This is a genomic window from Nocardioides seonyuensis, from assembly GCF_004683965.1.
Lineage (GTDB): Bacteria > Actinomycetota > Actinomycetes > Propionibacteriales > Nocardioidaceae > Nocardioides > Nocardioides seonyuensis.
The window spans coordinates 2,080,121-2,097,929 of record NZ_CP038436.1; the positions used below are offsets into that span (position 1 = coordinate 2,080,121).

Sequence of the window (17,809 nt, forward strand, 5' to 3'; positions counted from 1 at the left end):
CCATGCGGGGGCGGGTCGGGTCGTGCACCATCTCCGCCATGGACAGACGTCTCGCGACCAGGCCGCTTCTCGCCCTCGCCTCCGCGGCGGTGCTCGTGACGGCGACGGCGGCTCCTTCGGGTGCGGCCGTCACCGTCAGCAGCAACGCTGTCACGGGGGACGCGGCCAACGACTCGATCGTGGTCACGTGCACCGCCGGGAACCTCGCGGCCGTGGGTGCGGCAGGAGCGGGGGACCCGTGCGCCGACCTCGCCTTCGTCGACGTGGACCCCGGTGGCGGCACCGACACCGTCGACCTCTCCGGGGTCACCACGGCGTCGTTCCCCAACCTCACGGCGGTGCTGGTCGACACGCGTGACGTCGGCTTCGTCGACACGGTCGCCGGTTCAGGGCTCTACGACTACTTCACCGCCGACGCTGACGACGTCCTCGACGGAGCAGGAGGCAACGACACCTTCATCGGCGGCGGCGTCGCGCGTGGCGGCGCGGGCGACGACGTCTTCAGGGACGTCGACGGCGAGGCGGTCGGCGGGGAGGGTGACGACCTCTTCGTGCAGGTGGTGCCCGCGAGCGGGATCGACGGTGGGCCAGGGACCGACACGTGGGTGCTCGACATCGACGCGGAGGTTCCGCAGCCGGGGCTGCCGCTGGTGTTCACGCTCACTGACTCCGACGCCACCATCGCGCTCGGGTCCAGCTCGCCGACCACCCGTCCCGCGGCTGGCCTGGAGCACCTCGATCTCACGCTGATGAGGCACGGCAGCGAGTCCTACGACGGCTCGGCCTTCTCCGGATCGGCACACGTGCGGGGGCTCGCCGGACCCGACACGCTCACCGGCGGCCCGGGCGCAGACACCCTCCTGGCCGGGACGGGCAACGACACGGTCACCGGTGGTGCCGGGGGCGACGACCTGCGCGGTGGCGACGGTGACGACACGGTCAACGCCCGGGACGGGGTGGCCGACCGGGTCGACTGCGGCACGGGCACTGACACGGTGGTCGCGGACGTCGTCGACACACTCACTGGTTGCGAGAACGTCGACGTCCCCGCCGTGCCTCCGCTGCCGCTGCCCACGCCGCTGCCGGCTCCGGCGGCGCAGGCTCCCGACACGAGCGCGATCTCGGGCAAGTCCAAGGTGACCAGGCCGAGGAAGGCGAAGTTCCGGTTCTCCTCGACCGCTCCTGGGGCGACGTTCGAGTGCCGGCTCGACAAGGGCCGGTGGAAGGCCTGCACTTCGCCCCACAAGGTGGCGACGAAGAAGCTCAAGCCGGGCAAGCACAAGCTGCAGGTGCGTGCGGTCGTGGGCGGGCTCGTCGACGCGACGCCGTCGAGGAAGACCTTCAAGATCAAGCGGCGCTGAACGACCGTGCCGGACGGCACCCCCACCGATGCGGCGGTCGGGTCGACCGGGCACGATTCCGTCATGGACGTACGACGCGCGAGCGCTCCCAAGGTCAGGCGGCGCTGATGCGCGCGCTGTTCGTGGCCCTGGGTGTGGCCATGGTGCTCATCGGGGCCGTCTGGACCCTCCAGGGGCTCGACGTCCTCGGGGGCAGCGCCATGAGCGGCGTCGACGTCTGGGCGATCATCGGCCCGCTCGTCGCAGGGCTCGGTGTGGGCCTGGTCATCGCCGCCGCCCGACGTCCCGACTGACGTCGTACGACACCCGGGCGGCCTTGGCTCACGGCGTGCTGGTCGACCCCAGCCCGGGATGGGCCTGCGCGAGCGCACCGTCGCCCGCTGGCTCGGCGCCTTCAGCGTGCTGCCGGTGCTCGCCGTGGTCCTGATGTCCGGTGTCGGCGGCGTCGCCGGCTTCCCTGCCCTGGTCGGCCCTGTGTGGCTGGTCGTCCTCGGGCTGGGCCTGGTCTTCGGGAGGCACACCATCACCCGCTGACCCGCGGTGCCCGCGGCCCCGGCCTGCTCGTCGTACGACGTGGGCCGGGGCCGTGTCGCGCCCGTCACGACACTAGACTCGGACCCGCTGCCGCCCCCTGCACCAGGAGACCTTCCGTGGCCCGTTACGTCGTCGACGTCATGCCCAAGCCCGAGATCCTCGACCCCCAGGGCAAGGCCGTGCTCGGCGCGCTGCCGCGCCTGGGCTTCGAGGGCGTCCTCGACGTCCGGCAGGGCAAGAGGTTCGAGATCGAGGTCGAGGGCGAAGCGTCCGACGACGTCCTCGCCGAGGTCATCAAGATGGCCGGGACCCTGCTCTCCAACCCGGTGATCGAGGACTTCGAGGTCCACGTCGAGGGCAGCACCGTCGGCGGCGGCAAGCACAGCGCCGAGGCCCTGGCATGAAGGTCGGCGTCGTCACCTTCCCCGGCTCGCTGGACGACGTCGACGCCCGCCGCGCGGTGACCGTCGGGGGCCACGAGGCCGTGGCCCTGTGGCACGGCGACGACGACCTGCGTGGTGTCGACGCGGTGATCCTGCCGGGCGGGTTCTCCTACGGCGACTACCTGCGGTGCGGCGCGATCTCGCGCTTCGCGCCGGTGATGGGCTCCGTGGTCGAGGCGGCCGGCAAGGGCATGCCCGTGCTCGGCATCTGCAACGGCTTCCAGATCCTGTGCGAGTCCCACCTGCTGCCCGGCGCGCTGATCCGCAACGACCACCGCAAGTTCGCCTGCCGCGACCAGCAGCTGCGCATCGAGCGGGTCGACACCCCGTGGACCTCGGCCTACGAGCAGGGCCAGGAGGTCACGATCGTCCTGAAGAACGGCGAGGGCGGGTTCGTGGCCGACGAGGCGGTGCTCGACCGCCTCGAGGGTGAGGGTCGGGTCGTGGCGCGCTACCTCGGCGACAACCCCAACGGCTCGATGCGCGACATCGCCGGCATCTCCAACGAGCGCGGCAACGTCGTGGGTCTGATGCCCCACCCCGAGCACGCCGTCGAGGGCCTCTGCGGCCCCGGCACCGACGGGCTCGGCTTCTTCACCTCGCTCGTCGAGCGGGTCATGGCATGAGCCCCGTCCGCCTCTACCGCCTCGTCGCGCGCGCCGAGGCCGTCACCTGGGCGCTGCTTCTCCTCGGCATGTTCCTGAAGTACGTCACGGAGACGACAGAGCTCGGCGTCCGGGTCTTCGGCATGCTCCACGGGGTCGTCTTCATCGCCTACGGCCTGACCACGGTCCTGCTCTGGATCGACCAGCGCTGGTCGGTCGGCCGCCTGGTCGGCGGCCTCGCCTGCGCCGTCCCGCCCTTCGCCACGGTCCCGTTCGAGCTCTACGCCGAGCGGCGCGGCCTGCTGGGAGAGCAGTGGCGCCTGCGTGAGGAGACTCCCACGGGTCCGCTGGAGGGCATCGCCGCCTGGCTCGTACGACGTCCCGCCCAGGGCCTCGCGGTCGGGGTCGCCGCAGTCGCGGTGCTCACCGGCGTCGCCCTGGTGGTCGGCCCTCCCGCCTGACTCAGGCGCTCCCCTTGAGCAGCTGCTTCCACGTCGGTCGGGTGGCCGCGCCGGAGACCGGCAGACGACGCTGGCGCTGGTAGGTCCTCACGGCAGCCTCGGTCTTCTCGTCGAAGACCCCGGTGGCGCGGAAGCGACCTGCACCGGCGGCGTTGAGGGCCCGCTGGAGGCGGTGGACCGCCTCGCCCGTCGATCCGCGCTTGACGATGGTCGGCGAGCCGGCGGCAAGCAGCGCGACCCACGGGCGCCTGCCGAACCGGTCGTCGGGGGCGAAGCCGCGGGCCGCCTGCCAGGCCCTGGCCGCGGCGATGGTGGCGGCGTCGTACTCGCCGTTGGTCGGGCCCGTGTAGTGGCCCTGCTCGCCGAGCAGGCACTGGAGCGCCCTGACCCGCGAGGCGCGGGCCTTGCCGGGCTGGAGCGCGGGATAGCGCCAGAAGCCCAGCCGGGTGCCCGGGCAGCGTGACTCGGGGACGGGCGTCGAGCCGGCGCCGAGCTCGAGGAAGTTGGAGTCGATGTTGACCGTCACGCCGCCCCAGGTCTCGTTGTGGCCGCCGAGGTACTGCTTCATCCGGCCGCCGGGGCGCCAGGAGTCCTCGGGGATGTAGGTCGTGGACGTGTTGGCCACTCCGTCCCAGCGCGCGATCCAGATGCGGTCGGGGAGGGCGAACTGACCCGGCCGCTGGCGGAAGGCGTCGTCGAGCATCTTGATACCGGAGCTCGCGCTGGAGTAGAAGCCGGCGACGTAGCCCAGCTGCTTGATGCGGGTGACCCAGCCGCTGACGAACGCCAGGGCCGACTCGCGGCAGTGGGTGTCGCCGAGGGTGAAGCCCTCGAGGTCGTACCAGATCGTGCTGCCGGGCCCGATGCCGTACGACGCCGCGTCGGCCGCGTTCTTCTCCGCCTCGACCACGCCCTGGGACGTGGCGATGGCATAGCCGCCGGCCGGCTTGGGGCTGATCCGGAAGTCGTCCTGGTAGCGCGGGAAGCGCGGCTGGCACGAGGCCTGGGGGCCCAGCGCGATGGGCAGCAGCCGCCACCCGCGAGCGACCTGCTTGGCGACCCACTCGGGGCTCAGGTTGGGCTGGTCGCGGCAGGCGCGGGAGTCACCGGAGATGTAGATGCCGACAGCCGTGAAGGGGGAGTGGCGCCACCACTTGCCCATCGTGCGGCTGGTGGGGGCAAGGCACTGGTCGAAGCCGTAGCCGGTGAAGTCGCCGGGCGTGGCCATGACGACCTGGGCGGGCGACGCCGTACGCCGCGCCTGGTGCTCGACGCTCCCGGGGCCAGCGCCGGCGCCGGCCGGAGAGCCGACGAGGGGGAGGGCGAGGGCGATCGCGGCCACGGTCGCGACGACCCGGCCCGGGGAGAGGCGGCGCATGGACCCAGCGAACCACACCAGTCACACCTGTCACAGCCATTCGAGCGAAGAACAGTCCTGTACTTCGTCCCGGTCGCCACGACCGGCCACGGCGCACCCTGTCCGCGTGCAGTGCCAGCGCTCGAGCCACCGGACAGCGCTTGTAGATTCATCTCGTGCCTGACTCGACTGCTGCCCCTCGACTCGACACCGTGGCCGTGGCGGCCGGCGACCCCCACCGCGAGCAGCCGTGGCAGGACCTCGGCCTCAAGGCCGATGAGTACTCCCGGATCCGCGAGATCCTCGGTCGTCGGCCCACCAGCTCCGAGCTGGCGATGTACTCCGTGATGTGGAGCGAGCACTGCTCCTACAAGTCCACCAAGGTGCACCTCAAGCAGTTCGGCGAGCTCGCCCAGGAGACGCCGCTGGGCAAGATGCTGGCCGGGATCGGCGAGAACGCCGGCGTCATCGACATCGGCCAGGGCTACGCCGTCACGTTCAAGGTCGAGTCGCACAACCACCCGTCCTTCGTCGAGCCCTACCAGGGGGCCGCGACCGGCATCGGCGGCATCGTGCGCGACATCCTTGCGATGGGCGCGCGTCCCGTCGCGGTCATGGACCCGCTGCGCTTCGGGCCGCTCGACGCGCCCGACACCCAGCGCGTGCTGCCGGGGATCGTCGCGGGGGTCGGCGGTTACGGCAACTGCCTCGGCCTGCCCAACATCGGCGGCGAGGCGGTCTTCGACGAGACCTACCTCGGCAACCCGCTCGTCAACGCGCTGTGCGTCGGCGTGCTGCGTCACGAGGACCTCCACCTCGCCAAGGCGTCAGGCGACGGCAACCTCGTGGTGCTGTACGGCGCCCGTACCGGCGGCGACGGCATCGGCGGCGTCTCCGTGCTCGCCTCCGAGACGTTCGACGCCGGCCCCGACGGTCAGGGCGGGCCGGCCAAGCGACCGGCGGTCCAGGTCGGTGACCCCTTCATGGAGAAGCTGCTGATCGAGTGCACCCTCGAGCTCTTCGCCGCGGAGGTCGTGGCCGGGATCCAGGACCTCGGCGGTGCGGGCCTGTCGTGCGCCACCTCCGAGCTTGCCTCGGCCGGTGACGGCGGCATGCACGTCGAGCTCGACCGCGTCCCGCTGCGCGACTCCACGCTGGCTCCCGAGGAGATCCTCATGAGCGAGTCGCAGGAGCGGATGATGGCGGTCGTCGAGCCCGGCGACATCGACGCCTTCATGGCGATCTGCGAGAAGTGGGACGTCGAGGCGGTCGTGATCGGCGAGGTCACCTCCTCCGGCAGGCTCGAGATCGACTGGCACGGCGAGCGCGTCGTCGACGTACCCCCTCGCTCGGTGGCGCACGACGGCCCCACCTACCAGCGTCCCTACGCCCGGCCCGACTGGCAGGACGTCCTCCAGGCCGAGGTCGCCGAGGAGCTCGTCCGCCCGTCGTCGGGCGACGAGCTGCGCGACACCCTCCTGCGCCTGGTCGCCAGCCCCAACCTGTGCGACCGGTCCTGGATCACGGATCAGTACGACCGCTACGTCCAGGGCAACACCGTGCTGGCCCAGCCCTCCGACAGCGGCATGATCCGCGTCGACCCCGACACCAACCTCGGCGTCGCCGTCTCCACCGACTGCAACGGCCGCTTCGCCAAGCTCGACCCCTACGCCGGCGCCCAGCTCGCGCTGGCCGAGTCCTACCGCAACGTCGCCACGAGCGGTGCCCGGCCGCTCGCGGTCTCCGACTGCCTCAACTTCGGCTCGCCCGAGGACCCCGCGGTCATGTGGCAGTTCGCCGAGGCCTGCCGGGGCCTCAAGGACGCGTGCGCCGAGCTCGGCATCCCCGTGACCGGCGGCAACGTCAGCCTCTACAACCAGACCGGCGAGACGGCGATCCTGCCCACGCCGGTCGTGGCCGTGCTCGGGGTGATCGACGACGTCACCAAGCGCGTCCCCAGCCACTTCGTCGCCGAGGGGGAGCAGATCTTCCTCCTGGGCGAGACCCGCGAGGAGCTGTCGGGCTCTGAGTGGGCCCACGTGGTCCACGGGCACCTGGGCGGCCGTCCGCCCCGGGTCGACCTGGCCGCAGAGCAGTCGCTGGCCGCCCTCCTGCAGGACGCCTCCCGGGACTCGTTGGTGACGAGCGCCCACGACCTCTCCGACGGCGGCCTGGCGCAGGCCCTGGCCGAGGCCACCTTCCGACGCGGCATCGGCGCCCGGGTGATGCTCTCCAAGGTCGCCGGCGGCGACCCGTTCGTGGCCCTCTTCTCCGAGTCGACCGCCCGGTGCCTGGTCACGGTGCCGGAGGACCGGGCCGGTGAGCTGCTCGCCCTCGTCCACCGCCACGGCGTACCCGCCACCGGCATCGGCCGCACCGGCGGCGACTCGATCACGGTGGACGGCCAGTTCGAGCTCCCTGTTGCTGAGGCGAAGGCCGCCTGGCAGGCGACCCTGCCTGCCGCACTCGGCTCCTGACCCCCATGACCGTCGTCGCGCTGGCCAGTGCCACCCTGCTCGACGCAGTCGGTCACGTGCCCGGGGCCGACCTCGTCGTGTGGGACGGGACGACCCCGCCCGACCGGGCCGACGAGGTCGAGCTGGTCGTGGCGCCCTACAGCACCGCCGGACTGCCAGACCTCGCGGGCCTGCCTCGGTTGAAGGCGGTCCAGATCCAGTCCGCGGGCTACGACGGGATGATCGCCCAGCTGCCGCCCGGGGTGGTGCTGTGCAACGCCACCGGCGTGCACGACGACGCCACCGCGGAGCTGGCCCTCGGCCTCACGATCGCGAGCCTCCGCGGCATCGACATCGCCGTGCGCAACGTCGGCCACTGGGAGCGGGACCTGCGCCGCAGGTCCCTGGCCGACAGCCACGTGCTGGTGCTGGGCTACGGCTCGATCGGCCGCGCCGTGGCCACCCGCATGCTCGCCTGCAGGGCGACCGTCACCGGGGTGGCCAGCCGGGCACGCCCTGACGACCTCCTCGGCGAGGTGCACGGGCCCGACGTGCTGCCCGGCCTGCTGCCCACCGTCGACGTGGTCGTCGTGGTGCTGCCCCTCACCGAGGCGACCCGGCACAGCGTCGACGACCCGTTCCTCGCGCAGCTTCCCGACGGCGCGCTCGTGGTGAACGTGGGGCGCGGCCCGCTCCTCGACACCGACGCGGTGCTCGCCCACGCCGGCCGGCTGGCCTTCGCCCTCGACGTCACCGACCCCGAGCCCCTGCCCGAGGAGCACCCGCTCTGGCGGGCGCCCGGGGTGCTGATCACCCCGCACATCGCGGGCGGCACCACCGCGATGCTCCCCCGGATGGCGGCCCTGGCTCGCGACCAGGTCGAGCGCTTCGTCGCCGGTCGCGACCTGCGCAACGTCGTGCACCGCCCCGCCTGAGCCCGCTGCTGGATCCCCGGCCGACCGGTGATCCTCACGCTTCGCGACCGCTGCAACGGTCGCAAACCCGCAGAATCACCGGCCGGCCGGGGATCCCGACTCGCGACCTCAGCTGGAGCGGCGCATCGCCCGCACCCCGACGACGAGGCCGAGCGCAGCGACCACCGCGGCGCCGGCGAACCCGGCCGCGACGGTGTCGGCCGGGTAGGTCCCGGCGAAGAGCGCGCGGACGGCTTCGACGACGTACGTCATCGGGTTGAGGTCGGAGGCCACCTGCAGCCAGCGCGGAGCTCCCTCGATCGGGAGCAGCACCCCGGCCAGCAGCAGGACCGGGAAGAGCAGCGTCTGCTGGACGGTCCAGAACATCCAGTCCTGTCCCTTCGACGCGAGCGCCAGGGCGAAGGACAGCGCGCCCACGCCGATGCTGAAGAGCCCGAGGATCGCGGCTCCCACGAGGACGCCGAGCGGGTGCAGGTCGAAGCTGAACGGCGTCACCACCGCGAGGATGATGACGACCTGCATCAGCATCGGGACGACCTCCTTCAGCGCCCGGCCCACGAGCAGGGCGGGTCGCCGAAGCGGTGAGACGAGCTGGCGCTCGTGGGACCCGGTCTGCATCTCCTCCATCAGGTTGGCGCCGGTGAAGGAGGCCCCCATCAGGCAGGTCATCGCCACGATGCCGGGTACGAACCACTGGAGCGCGGACCCCGACGACCCGGCCGCCAGGTCGGGCAGCAGCGGTGCGAAGAGGCCGAGGAAGACGAGCGGCTGGATCATCGCGAAGATGACCGCCATCGGCTCGCGCCACACCGGCTTGAGCTCGCGGTTCATGACGTTGAGGGTGTCGGCGACGAAGCCGGGACGACGTACGGCGGAACCGTCGCTCGTCGGAGCGGACGTCGCCGTGGGTGTGCTCATGGTCGTGGTGCTCATGCTGCGACCTCGCTCTCGGATGCGGTCTGGGAATCGGGCTGATCGGTGGTCTCGGACTCGCGCAGGCTGCGCCCGGTGAGGTCGAGGAAGACGTCGTCGAGGGTGGGCCGCCGCACCTCGAGCCTGGCGACCGGGACTCCGGCCGCGGCGAGGTCGCCGACCAGCTCCGCGACGAGCTCGGAGCCGGCGGCGACGCGGAGGCTGACCTCGTCACCTTCCACCTCGACCCGCGACCCGTCGAGGCGTGACGCCCGGGCCGCCGCTGCCCCGGCCGCTTCGGGCGAGCTGAAGCCGAGGCGCACCAGGTCGCCGAGCCCGGACTTGAGCCGGTGGGCCGTGTCGTCGGCGATCATCCGCCCGTGGTCGACGACGATGACGCGGTCGGCGAGGGCGTCGGCCTCCTCCAGGTAGTGGGTGGTCAGCACGACCGTGCTGCCGGTCTCGGAGTGCAGCTGCCGCACGAGCTCTTGCAGGTTGGCGCGGTTCTGCGGGTCGAGGCCCGTGGACGGCTCGTCGAGGAAGAGCACCCGGGGCAGGTGCACCAGCCCCATCGCGATGTCGAGGCGCCGCCGCTGCCCGCCGGACAGGGTGGACACCTTCCGGTCCGCGACTGCCCCGAGGTCGAGGCTGTCCACGAGCTCGGCGGCGCGGGCGCGGGCCGCCGTACGCGACAGGCCGTAGGCCCGGCCCTGGCTGATGAGCTCGTCCCGGCCGCGCTGCTGGTGGCCGGCGCCGTTGCCCTGCCCGACGTAGCCGATGGCGCCGCGCACCTCTCGCTGGCCGGTGACCACGTCGTGCCCGGCCACGGTCGCCGAGCCGGAGGTCGGCTGGATGAGGGTCGTGAGCATGCGCAGGGTCGTCGACTTGCCTGCTCCGTTGGGGCCGAGGAAGGCGACGAGCTCGCCCTGCCCGATCTCCAAGTCGAGGCCGCGGACGGCCTCGACGGTCTGCTTGCGCGTCGTGAAGTGGCGGGTCAGGCCACGGGTCACGATCGCTGGTCCGGTGTGGTGTGTTCGTGTCATGTGGACGACGCTAGGGAGCAATGCGGTCAGTTCCTGTCCGCATTGGGAACTATCTTGAGGACATGAGCACGAGCGAGCGGATGCTGCGGCTGCTGTCGCTGCTCCAGACCCACCGTTACTGGCCGGGACCCGAGCTGTCCGGGCGCCTCGAGGTGAGCCCCCGGACCCTGCGTCGCGACGTCGACCGGCTGCGCGACCTCGGCTACCAGGTCGACGCCGTCCGCGGTGCTGCCGGCGGCTACCAGCTGCGGGCAGGGGGCTCGCTCCCCCCGCTGCTTCTGGAGGACGAGGAGGCCGTCGCGGTCGCGGTCGGCCTGCGCACCGCGGCAGCCAGCGCCGTCGCCGGGGTCGACGACTGGTCGGTGCAGGCGCTGTCGAAGGTGCTCGCGCTGATGCCGCCCCGGCTGCGCCGGCAGATGGACGCGGTCGCCTCGCAGACGGAGGCGCCGGGCCCGTGGGAGGGCGCTCCGGTGTTCGACGCCAGCGTCCTCACGACGCTGGCGCAGGCCTGTCGCGACAGCGAGGGCGTGCGGTTCGACTACACCGCACGCGAGAGCGAGACCACCCACCGTCGCGTCGAGCCGCTGCGCCTCGTCTCCCTCGGCCGCCGGTGGTACCTCGTCGCGTGGGATCGCGACCGCCTCGACTGGCGCAGCTTCCGGCTCGATCGCATCGAGTCGCCCGAGCCGACCGGCCAGCGGTTCCGTCCTCGTGACCTGCCTGCCGACGACGCGCTCTCCTTCGTCCGTGACGGCATCCGGCGGATGCCCCAGCGGTACGCCGTGCGCGTGCGGGTGGCGATGCCGGTCGACGAGCTGGCCCGCCAGGTCGGTCGCTGGGGGGACGTCACTCCTGACGGCGGGGGCTGCGTCCTGGAGATGAACGTCGACTCCCTCGACTGGCCCGTCATGGTCCTCGCCGGCACCGGCGCGGAGTTCGTCGTGGAGTCACCGCCCGAGCTGGTCGAGTGTGTCGCCGAGGTCGGTCGGCGGTTCGGCCGGTCAGGCGACCGCCACGACCTCGAGGCCTGACGCCGTCTCCGGCCACTCCGAGGGTCGTGGCACCGACCTGATCGACCGGCTGGCCGTGAGTAGGACCGCCAGCAGCGCGGCCGCGGCGACCAGCGCCGTCATCGTGGTGGTGCCGCCGTGGTGCTCGAGGAGCCAGCCGCCGAGCAGCGGCGCAAGCGGCATCACCGACATCGAGACGAACTGGCTCGTCGAGGCCACCCGGCCCTGCAGGTGGTCCGGGGTGAGGGCCATCCGGTAGGAGCTGATGCCGGCGTTGCCGACCGGGTTGAGCAGCAGCAGGAAGAACGTGGACGCGCACGCGGCCCAGGGGCTGGCGTACCAGATGAGGGGCACCAACGGCAGACAGCACATCCAGCCGATCGTCACGGTCAGGAGGCCCGTCGGCATCCGGTGGATGAGCGAGGGGGCCAGAGCGGCGCCGATGATGCCGCCGACCCCGGCCGCGGTCGACACCAACCCGATCTGCGCAGCCGGCACCCCGTCCTGCACCATCCGCAGGATCACCACGAAGAAGATCGCGTTGGTCACCAGGTTGGCCAGGGCCGCCCAGGCGAGGAGGGTGCGGAAGAACGGGCGGGCCCACATGAAGGCGAAGCCCTCCCGCAGCTGGGTGCGCAACGGCTCCCGGCGGCGGTGTGGTGCCGAGAGGTCGGTGCGGACGCGGCTGACGGTCGCGCAGGCGATGGCGAAGGTGATCGCGTCCACGGCGAACGGCAGCCACCGGGTGACGGCGTACAGCGCGCCGCCGAGAGGGCCACCGACCAGCGAGGCGACGTGCTGGCGGGCCTGGTTCTGGCTCAGGGCGGTGGGGAGGTCCTCGGTGCTCACCACGGATCGGATCGCCGAGGTCTGCGCCGGGTTGAACGCGCCGGCCGCGACCCCGCTGACGAGCGCGACAGCCACCAGGTGGGGAAGCGTCAGCGAGCCGAGCGCTCCCGCGACGGCGAGGGAGGTGTAGGCCGCGCAGCCGGTCCCGCTGGCGACCAGCATGATCCGACGGCGGTCGAGCCGGTCGGCGAGCACCCCGGCGGGGAGCAACATCGCGCACAGCCCGCCGAGGTAGGCCGCCTCGACGAGGGCAGCGACGACGGCCGAGCCGCTCAGGGCGTAGCCGATCAGGGGGAAGACGAACATCGACAGGGCGCTGCCGAGCTCGCTGACGGTGTCGCCGACCCAGAGGACGGTGAAGTCGCGGTTGCGCGAGAGCTGTCGGTAGCCGGGCATATGCGCAACATATATTGCGCAATTACTAGTGCGCAATAGTTCGTGCGCATTTCGCTACGATGAGTCCATGGCCGACCAGAAGCGCGTCAACGACCCGCGCGTGCTGCGCGCGCTCGCCCATCCGGTGCGCGGGCGGATCATGGACCAGATCGAGGCGTCGGGGCCCGTGCGCGCCGCCGACATGGCGCGCGAGCTCGACATCCCCGCCAACCAGGCCAGCTTCCACCTCCGCCAGCTCGCCAAGTACGGACTGGTCGAGGAGGCGCCCGAGGAGGCGCGGGACAAGCGGGACCGGGTCTGGCGGGCAGCGTCCTCGGCCGCGCTCACGGTCAACCTGCGCGAGCTCGCCAAGGCCCCGGGGGGCAAGGTCGCCGTCCGTGCCTTCCGGCAGACCAAGCAGGCGTGGAGCCACCACCTCGTCGACCGGGCCTTCGACACCGACCGTCCCGAGGGTGACGGGGAGTTCTCCTCCGCAGAGCACGTCCTCAAGCTCACCGACGACGAGGCCAAGCAGCTGCGGCAGGAGCTCAGCGACCTGGTCGAGTCATGGACCGCTCGAACCCGCGGCCTAGACCCGGAGCGTCGTACCTATGTCCTGCTCGACCTCCTGCAGCCCTACCCCACGGACACCGCCGAATGAGGCTGGCCTACGGCGACGACCCGAGCCAGTGGCTGGAGCTCCACCGGCCCGAGGGTGTGAGCCGCGGCCTCGTCGTGGTGATCCATGGCGGCTTCTGGAAGGCGCAGTACGGCGCCGAGTACGCCGTCCCGCTCGCCGCCGACCTGGTGGCCCGTGGCTGGACCGCTGCGGTCGTCGAGTACCGCCGCGTCGGCACCGGACCCGGCGGGGGCGGTGGCTGGCCCGCCACCTGCGACGACGTGTCGGCCGCGATCGACCGCGCCGTGGCCGAGACGGATCGACCCGATCCCGTGGTGGCGCTGGGCCACTCCGCCGGCGGCCACCTCGCCGCCTGGGCAGCGGCCCGCACCCGCTTCGACCGCTGGGCGGACGCGGCCCCCGTCACCCACGTGATCGACCAGGCAGGTGTCCTCGACCTCGCCGCCGCCGTCCGCGACGACCTGGGTGACGGAGCGGCGCAGGCCTTCATGGGTGCGACGCCGGACCATCCGTCGTACGACCTGGCCGACCCGCTGCGGCAGGTCCCGCTCGACGTGCCGGTGTGGGCGGTGCACGCGCGCGACGACGACACCGTCCCGTTCGGCCAGGCGGAGGACTACGTCACGGCGGCCCGGCGGGCGGGCGGGGAGGCCTTCCTGGTCGAGGTCGCCGGCGGGCACTTCGGCGTCATCGACCCCGCCAGCGACGCCTGGGCAGCCGTCGTGGAGGTCCTCGACTCGATCGGCTGACCTCCCGTTGGTCGAGGAAGGACGAAGTCCTGTCACGAGACCACGTCCGGCCTCGCATACCCTCGATCCGTGCCTGCCCGACTCAAGGTCCTGAGCCCCGAACAGCTGGAGACCGCTGACACCCGGGCGCTGGTCAAGCACTACCTCGCGGTGCTGGCCGAGCGCGCGCCCGGCGCCTCCGTCGAGGTGAGGGTCCCGCCCATCGCGGCCGCGCAGGTCATCCCCGGCGTCCGCCACACCCGCGGCACCCCGCCCGCCGTCATCGAGACCGACCCCGAGACGTGGCTCGACCTCGCGACCGGCCGTACGACGTGGCACGCGGCGTTGTCGGCCGGCTCGGTCCGGGCCAGCGGCGAGCGCACCGACCTGACGCCGTACCTCCCCCTGGACGGTCCGCGGGACCCGGCGGACGTGGCGACGCCCGACAGGTGAGGACTTCCGACCGGTGCGGCCCGCCGGGGAATGCGGTACGAAGGTTGCATGGCCAGCCTCAGCGACGACCAGGTCCACGAGCTCGACCGCTGGTTCCGCGCGGCCAACTACCTCGCGGTCGGACAGATCTACCTCCTCGACAACCCGCTGCTCGAGCGGCCGCTCGTCCGGGAGGACATCAAGCCCCGCCTGCTGGGCCACTGGGGCACCACGCCCGGGCTCAACCTCGTCTGGACGCACCTCAACCGGCTGATCCGGGAGCGCGACGCCGAGGCGATCGTCCTGTGCGGTCCGGGACACGGCGGCCCCGCCGCGGTCGCCAACGCGTGGCTGGAGGGCACCTACTCGGAGGTCTTCCCGGCAGTCTCGTGGGACAAGGAGGGGATGGGGCTGCTGTTCCGCCAGTTCTCCTTCCCCGGCGGCATCCCCAGCCACGTCGCACCCGAGACCCCGGGCTCCATCCACGAGGGCGGTGAGCTCGGCTACGTCCTCTCGCACGCCTACGGCGCCGCGATGGACAACCCGGAGCTCCTCGTCGCTGCCGTCATCGGCGACGGCGAGTTCGAGACCGGTCCGCTCGCGGCGAGCTGGCACGCGAACAAGTTCGTCGACCCGGTGCACGACGGAGCGGTCCTGCCGATCCTGAGCCTCAACGGCTGGAAGATCGCCAACCCGACCATTCCGGCGCGCATCCACCGCGACGAGCTGGAGAGCCTGCTGCGTGGCTACGGCCACCACGTGATCACCGTCGAGGGCGACGAGCCCGCCGACGTGCACCGCCAGATGGCTGCTGCGATGGACGAGGCGCACGCCATGGTCCGCGAGATCTGGCGTGCGGCGCGCGAGGAGGGCGACCTCGAGCGCCGACCCTGGCCGATGATCCTGCTCGTCACGCCCAAGGGCTGGACCGGACCCGCGCACGTGGACGGCAAGCCGGTCGAGGGGACCTGGCGGGCGCACCAGGTGCCCCTGGCCGGCACTCGCGACAACGACGAGCACCGCGCGCAGCTGGAGGAGTGGTTGCGCTCCTACCGCCCCGTCGAGCTCTTCGCGGCGGACGGGCGCCCCGTCGAGCAGATCGTCGGGCAGGCACCGGTGGGCACCCGGCGGATGAGCGCGAACCCCCACGCCAACGGCGGTCTCCTCAAGCGGCCGCTGCGGCTGCGCGACTGGCGCGCCAGTGCCGTCGAGGTCGAGCGACCGGGCGGGTCGATCCACGAGCCGACCCGGGTGCTGGGTCGCTACCTCATCGACGTCGTCCGCGACAACGACGCCACCTTCCGCATCTTCGGACCCGACGAGACCGCCTCCAACCGCCTCGATGCCGTCTACGAGGTCACCGACAAGGTGTGGGCGGCCGACATCCTCGACGTCGACGAGCACCTCGCCCGCTCGGGCCGGGTGATGGAGATCCTGTCCGAGCACACCTGCCAGGGCTGGCTCGAGGGCTACCTGCTCACCGGGCGCCACGGCCTCTTCAGCTGCTACGAGGCCTTCATCCACATCGTCGACTCGATGCTCAACCAGCACGCCAAGTGGCTCAAGACGACGCGCGACATCGAGTGGCGGCCACCGATCGCGAGCCTCAACTACCTGCTGAGCTCACACGTGTGGCGGCAGGACCACAACGGCTTCTCCCACCAGGACCCGGGCTTCATCGACCACGTCGTCAACAAGAAGGCCGAGGTGGTGCGCGTCTACCTGCCGCCGGACACCAACACCCTGCTCTCGACCATGGCCCACTGCCTGCAGAGCGAGCACTACGTCAACGTCGTCGTCTCGGGCAAGCAGCCCAGCTTCGACTGGCTCGACGCCGAGCAGGCCGACCTGCACTGCGCTCGCGGCCTGGGCATCTGGGACTGGGCCTCCAACGACGGCGGCGACCCCGACGTCGTGGTCGCGGCAGCCGGCGACGTACCGACCCTCGAGGCGCTCGCGGCAGTCTCGCTGCTGCGCGAGCACCTGCCGGACCTGCGAGTCCGCTTCGTCAACGTGGTGGACCTGATGCGCTTGCAGGACGAGCGCGAGCACCCGCACGGCATGGGCGACCGCGAGTTCGACTCGGTCTTCACCACTGACACCCCGACGGTCTTCGCCTACCACGGCTACCCGTGGCTCATCCACCGGCTGACCTATCGCCGGACCAACCACGACAACATCCATGTCCGCGGATACAAGGAGGAGGGCACGACCACCACGCCGTTCGACATGGTGATGATGAACGACATCGACCGCTACCACCTCGTCATGGACGTCATCGACAGGGTTCCTGGGCTCGCGTCGCGGGCCGGCGGCGTGCGCCAGCTGATGGTCGACACCCGCCGCCGCGCACGGCAGTGGACCCGGACCCACGGCGACGACCTGCCCGAGGTGCGCGACTGGACCTGGGACGCCTCGGCGGGTCCCGCACGGGGCGCGTCGCCGTCGACCACGGCCGACGGCGACACCGCCGCCGACAACCTCTAGCGGGGGGCGCTGCCCGTCGCCAGCACTGACCGGGTCGCCTCCGCGATCGCGCTCTCCTCGTCGGTCGGCACGACCAGGACCGCGACCGGTGAGCCGTCGGTCGAGATCGTCCTGGTCCTGCGCTCGTCGGAGCTGTTGCGGTCGGGGTCGAGCTCGACGCCGAGGACCCCCAGACCACCCGCGACGTCGGCACGCAGGCGCGGTGCGTTCTCGCCCACCCCTGCGGTGAAGACGAGGGCGTCAGCCCCGCCAAGGACGACGTGGTAGGCGCCGACGTACTTGCGCACCCGGTGGCAGTAGACCTCCCACGCCAGTCGGCACACGTCGTCGCCCGCGTCGGCCCCTGCCTGGAGCTCGCGGAAGTCCGGACGCCCGCTCAGCCCGGTGATGCCCGAGCGATGGTGCAGGAGGTCCTCGAGGCCGTCGGTCCCGAGCCCGGCCTCGCGAGCGAGGTGGAGCAGGATGCCGGGGTCGAGGTCGCCACCCCGCGAGCCCATCACGAGCCCCTCGAGCGGGGTCAGGCCCATCGAGGTGTCGACGGGGCGCCCGGCGTCGATGGCGGCGGCGGAGGCGCCGTTGCCCAGGTGCAGCGTCACCAGGCGAAGGTCGTCACGGCCCAGGTGCTCGGCGGCGCGCCGGGCGACGTACTCGTGGCTGATCCCGTGGGCGCCGTAGCGGCGCACGTGGTGGCGCGCGGCGAGGTCGCGGTCGATGGCGTACGTCGCGGCGACGTCGGGCAGCTCGGCGAAGAACCCGGTGTCCAGCACGACGACGTGAGGCGTGCCGTCGAGCCATTCCCTGGCCCCGCGCAGGGCTGTCAGGGCGGGCGGGTTGTGGAGCGGCGCCAGGGGTACGGCGTCCTGGATGGCCGCCAACACCCGGTCGTCCACGAGGGAGGGCTGGGTCAGGGTGTGCCCGCCGTGCACGACACGGTGGCCCACACCGATGAGGTGCTCCTCGTCGACACCGGCCCTGCGCAGCTCGCCGGTCACCTGCTCGAGAGCGCGGGCGTGGTCGTCCTCCCCGGAGAGGCGTTCCACCTTTCCCTTGACCACGACGGAGCCGTCGGTCCCGAAGACCTGGTACTTCAAGGAGGACGACCCTGCGTTGAGCACCAGCACCTGGTCGCGGTCCATGGAGCCACCCTAGGACCGGAGGCGGGCACCGCGGCTAGCCTGCGG

The 17,809-nt window shown here is 72.2% G+C and carries 18 protein-coding genes; 13 read left to right on the top strand and 5 right to left on the bottom strand.

The window, feature by feature from the left end:
- Positions 1 to 38 precede the first annotated feature (38 nt).
- The 6 genes from EXE58_RS10105 to EXE58_RS10130 all read left to right on the top strand — a co-directional run bounded on the left by EXE58_RS10105 (position 39) and on the right by EXE58_RS10130 (position 3,404).
- The gene (locus EXE58_RS10105; RefSeq protein WP_135267765.1) at positions 39 to 1,361 is read left to right on the top strand and encodes a hypothetical protein; all 1,323 of its coding nucleotides are present in this window, start codon (positions 39 to 41) and stop codon (positions 1,359 to 1,361) included.
- Positions 1,362 to 1,468: 107 nt separating this feature from the next.
- Positions 1,469 to 1,654, top strand: a complete 186-nt coding sequence (locus EXE58_RS10110; protein ID WP_135267766.1) for a hypothetical protein — start codon at positions 1,469 to 1,471, stop codon at positions 1,652 to 1,654.
- 58 nt (positions 1,655 to 1,712) lie between these two features.
- Complete coding sequence (locus EXE58_RS10115) at positions 1,713 to 1,895, top strand: hypothetical protein (RefSeq protein WP_135267767.1); 183 nt, start codon at positions 1,713 to 1,715, stop codon at positions 1,893 to 1,895.
- A gap of 116 nt (positions 1,896 to 2,011) precedes the next feature.
- Positions 2,012 to 2,299: a phosphoribosylformylglycinamidine synthase subunit PurS gene (gene purS, locus EXE58_RS10120; RefSeq protein WP_135267768.1), complete on the top strand. Its 288-nt coding sequence runs from the start codon at positions 2,012 to 2,014 to the stop codon at positions 2,297 to 2,299.
- Positions 2,296 to 2,964, top strand: a complete 669-nt coding sequence (purQ, locus tag EXE58_RS10125; protein WP_135267769.1) for a phosphoribosylformylglycinamidine synthase subunit PurQ — start codon at positions 2,296 to 2,298, stop codon at positions 2,962 to 2,964. The genes purS and purQ overlap by 4 nt, the downstream gene beginning before the upstream one ends.
- On the top strand, positions 2,961 to 3,404 hold the full coding sequence (locus EXE58_RS10130) for a DUF3817 domain-containing protein (protein ID WP_135267770.1): 444 nt from the start codon (positions 2,961 to 2,963) through the stop codon (positions 3,402 to 3,404). Before purQ ends, EXE58_RS10130 begins: the two co-directional genes overlap by 4 nt.
- A 1-nt stretch (position 3,405) precedes the next feature.
- On the opposite strand, the gene EXE58_RS10135 is transcribed toward EXE58_RS10130, so the two are convergent.
- Positions 3,406 to 4,782, bottom strand: a complete 1,377-nt coding sequence (locus EXE58_RS10135; protein ID WP_135267771.1) for a glycoside hydrolase domain-containing protein — start codon at positions 4,780 to 4,782, stop codon at positions 3,406 to 3,408.
- A gap of 155 nt (positions 4,783 to 4,937) precedes the next feature.
- On the opposite strand from EXE58_RS10135, the gene purL reads away from it, so the two are divergent.
- A complete protein-coding gene (purL, locus tag EXE58_RS10140) occupies positions 4,938 to 7,238 on the top strand; it encodes a phosphoribosylformylglycinamidine synthase subunit PurL (RefSeq protein ID WP_135267772.1) in 2,301 nt (766 codons plus the stop codon).
- A 5-nt stretch (positions 7,239 to 7,243) separates the two neighbouring features.
- Positions 7,244 to 8,152 (top strand): NAD(P)-dependent oxidoreductase, encoded by a 909-nt coding sequence (locus tag EXE58_RS10145; protein WP_135267773.1) that lies wholly within the window; start codon positions 7,244 to 7,246, stop codon positions 8,150 to 8,152.
- A gap of 108 nt (positions 8,153 to 8,260) precedes the next feature.
- Here EXE58_RS10145 and EXE58_RS10150 read toward each other — a convergent pair whose 3' ends face one another.
- Together EXE58_RS10150 and EXE58_RS10155 are read right to left on the bottom strand one after the other, a co-directional pair.
- Positions 8,261 to 9,085 carry an ABC transporter permease gene (locus EXE58_RS10150; protein WP_135267774.1) on the bottom strand — a complete coding sequence of 275 codons (825 nt, stop codon included), beginning with the start codon at positions 9,083 to 9,085 and terminating at the stop codon, positions 8,261 to 8,263.
- Complete coding sequence (locus tag EXE58_RS10155) at positions 9,082 to 10,107, bottom strand: ATP-binding cassette domain-containing protein (RefSeq protein WP_135267775.1); 1,026 nt, start codon at positions 10,105 to 10,107, stop codon at positions 9,082 to 9,084. The genes EXE58_RS10150 and EXE58_RS10155 overlap by 4 nt, the downstream gene beginning before the upstream one ends.
- 62 nt (positions 10,108 to 10,169) lie before the next feature.
- Between EXE58_RS10155 and EXE58_RS10160 the strand changes: the two genes are divergently transcribed.
- The gene (locus EXE58_RS10160; protein ID WP_208543966.1) at positions 10,170 to 11,138 is read left to right on the top strand and encodes a helix-turn-helix transcriptional regulator; all 969 of its coding nucleotides are present in this window, start codon (positions 10,170 to 10,172) and stop codon (positions 11,136 to 11,138) included.
- Here EXE58_RS10160 and EXE58_RS10165 read toward each other — a convergent pair.
- Entirely contained in the window at positions 11,109 to 12,362 is a 1,254-nt protein-coding gene (locus EXE58_RS10165) for an MFS transporter (RefSeq protein WP_135267776.1), read from the bottom strand. The two genes, EXE58_RS10160 and EXE58_RS10165, sit on opposite strands and share 30 nt — an antisense overlap.
- A 67-nt stretch (positions 12,363 to 12,429) precedes the next feature.
- On the opposite strand from EXE58_RS10165, the gene EXE58_RS10170 reads away from it, so the two are divergent.
- From EXE58_RS10170 to EXE58_RS10185, 4 genes are all read left to right on the top strand, one after another.
- Entirely contained in the window at positions 12,430 to 13,002 is a 573-nt protein-coding gene (locus EXE58_RS10170) for a winged helix-turn-helix domain-containing protein (RefSeq protein WP_135267777.1), read from the top strand.
- Positions 12,999 to 13,730: an alpha/beta hydrolase gene (locus EXE58_RS10175; RefSeq protein WP_208543967.1), complete on the top strand. Its 732-nt coding sequence runs from the start codon at positions 12,999 to 13,001 to the stop codon at positions 13,728 to 13,730. Before EXE58_RS10170 ends, EXE58_RS10175 begins: the two co-directional genes overlap by 4 nt.
- Before the next feature lie 69 nt (positions 13,731 to 13,799).
- Positions 13,800 to 14,162, top strand: coding sequence for a sterol carrier family protein (locus tag EXE58_RS10180; protein ID WP_135267779.1), 363 nt, complete (start codon positions 13,800 to 13,802; stop codon positions 14,160 to 14,162).
- 48 nt (positions 14,163 to 14,210) lie between these two features.
- On the top strand, positions 14,211 to 16,628 hold the full coding sequence (locus EXE58_RS10185) for a phosphoketolase family protein (RefSeq protein ID WP_208543968.1): 2,418 nt from the start codon (positions 14,211 to 14,213) through the stop codon (positions 16,626 to 16,628).
- Here EXE58_RS10185 and EXE58_RS10190 read toward each other — a convergent pair.
- Positions 16,625 to 17,764, bottom strand: coding sequence for an acetate/propionate family kinase (locus EXE58_RS10190; protein WP_135267781.1), 1,140 nt, complete (start codon positions 17,762 to 17,764; stop codon positions 16,625 to 16,627). The two genes, EXE58_RS10185 and EXE58_RS10190, sit on opposite strands and share 4 nt — an antisense overlap.
- Positions 17,765 to 17,809 lie beyond the last annotated feature (45 nt).

Excerpts from the sequence above, each read along its gene's own strand:
- EXE58_RS10150 (WP_135267774.1), bottom strand. The coding sequence starts at position 9,085 with ATGAGCACCACGACCATGAGCACACCCACGGCGACGTCCGCTCCGACG.
- EXE58_RS10135 (WP_135267771.1), bottom strand. The coding sequence starts at position 4,782 with ATGCGCCGCCTCTCCCCGGGCCGGGTCGTCGCGACCGTGGCCGCGATC.
- EXE58_RS10145 (WP_135267773.1), top strand. The coding sequence starts at position 7,244 with ATGACCGTCGTCGCGCTGGCCAGTGCCACCCTGCTCGACGCAGTCGGT.
- EXE58_RS10185 (WP_208543968.1), top strand. The coding sequence starts at position 14,211 with ATGGCCAGCCTCAGCGACGACCAGGTCCACGAGCTCGACCGCTGGTTC.
- EXE58_RS10110 (WP_135267766.1), top strand. The coding sequence starts at position 1,469 with ATGCGCGCGCTGTTCGTGGCCCTGGGTGTGGCCATGGTGCTCATCGGG.
- EXE58_RS10160 (WP_208543966.1), top strand. The coding sequence starts at position 10,170 with ATGAGCACGAGCGAGCGGATGCTGCGGCTGCTGTCGCTGCTCCAGACC.
- EXE58_RS10130 (WP_135267770.1), top strand. The coding sequence starts at position 2,961 with ATGAGCCCCGTCCGCCTCTACCGCCTCGTCGCGCGCGCCGAGGCCGTC.
- EXE58_RS10165 (WP_135267776.1), bottom strand. The coding sequence starts at position 12,362 with ATGCCCGGCTACCGACAGCTCTCGCGCAACCGCGACTTCACCGTCCTC.
- EXE58_RS10155 (WP_135267775.1), bottom strand. The coding sequence starts at position 10,107 with ATGACACGAACACACCACACCGGACCAGCGATCGTGACCCGTGGCCTG.
- EXE58_RS10115 (WP_135267767.1), top strand. The coding sequence starts at position 1,713 with ATGGGCCTGCGCGAGCGCACCGTCGCCCGCTGGCTCGGCGCCTTCAGC.
- EXE58_RS10175 (WP_208543967.1), top strand. The coding sequence starts at position 12,999 with ATGAGGCTGGCCTACGGCGACGACCCGAGCCAGTGGCTGGAGCTCCAC.
- purQ (WP_135267769.1), top strand. The coding sequence starts at position 2,296 with ATGAAGGTCGGCGTCGTCACCTTCCCCGGCTCGCTGGACGACGTCGAC.
- EXE58_RS10190 (WP_135267781.1), bottom strand. The coding sequence starts at position 17,764 with ATGGACCGCGACCAGGTGCTGGTGCTCAACGCAGGGTCGTCCTCCTTG.
- EXE58_RS10170 (WP_135267777.1), top strand. The coding sequence starts at position 12,430 with ATGGCCGACCAGAAGCGCGTCAACGACCCGCGCGTGCTGCGCGCGCTC.
- EXE58_RS10105 (WP_135267765.1), top strand. The coding sequence starts at position 39 with ATGGACAGACGTCTCGCGACCAGGCCGCTTCTCGCCCTCGCCTCCGCG.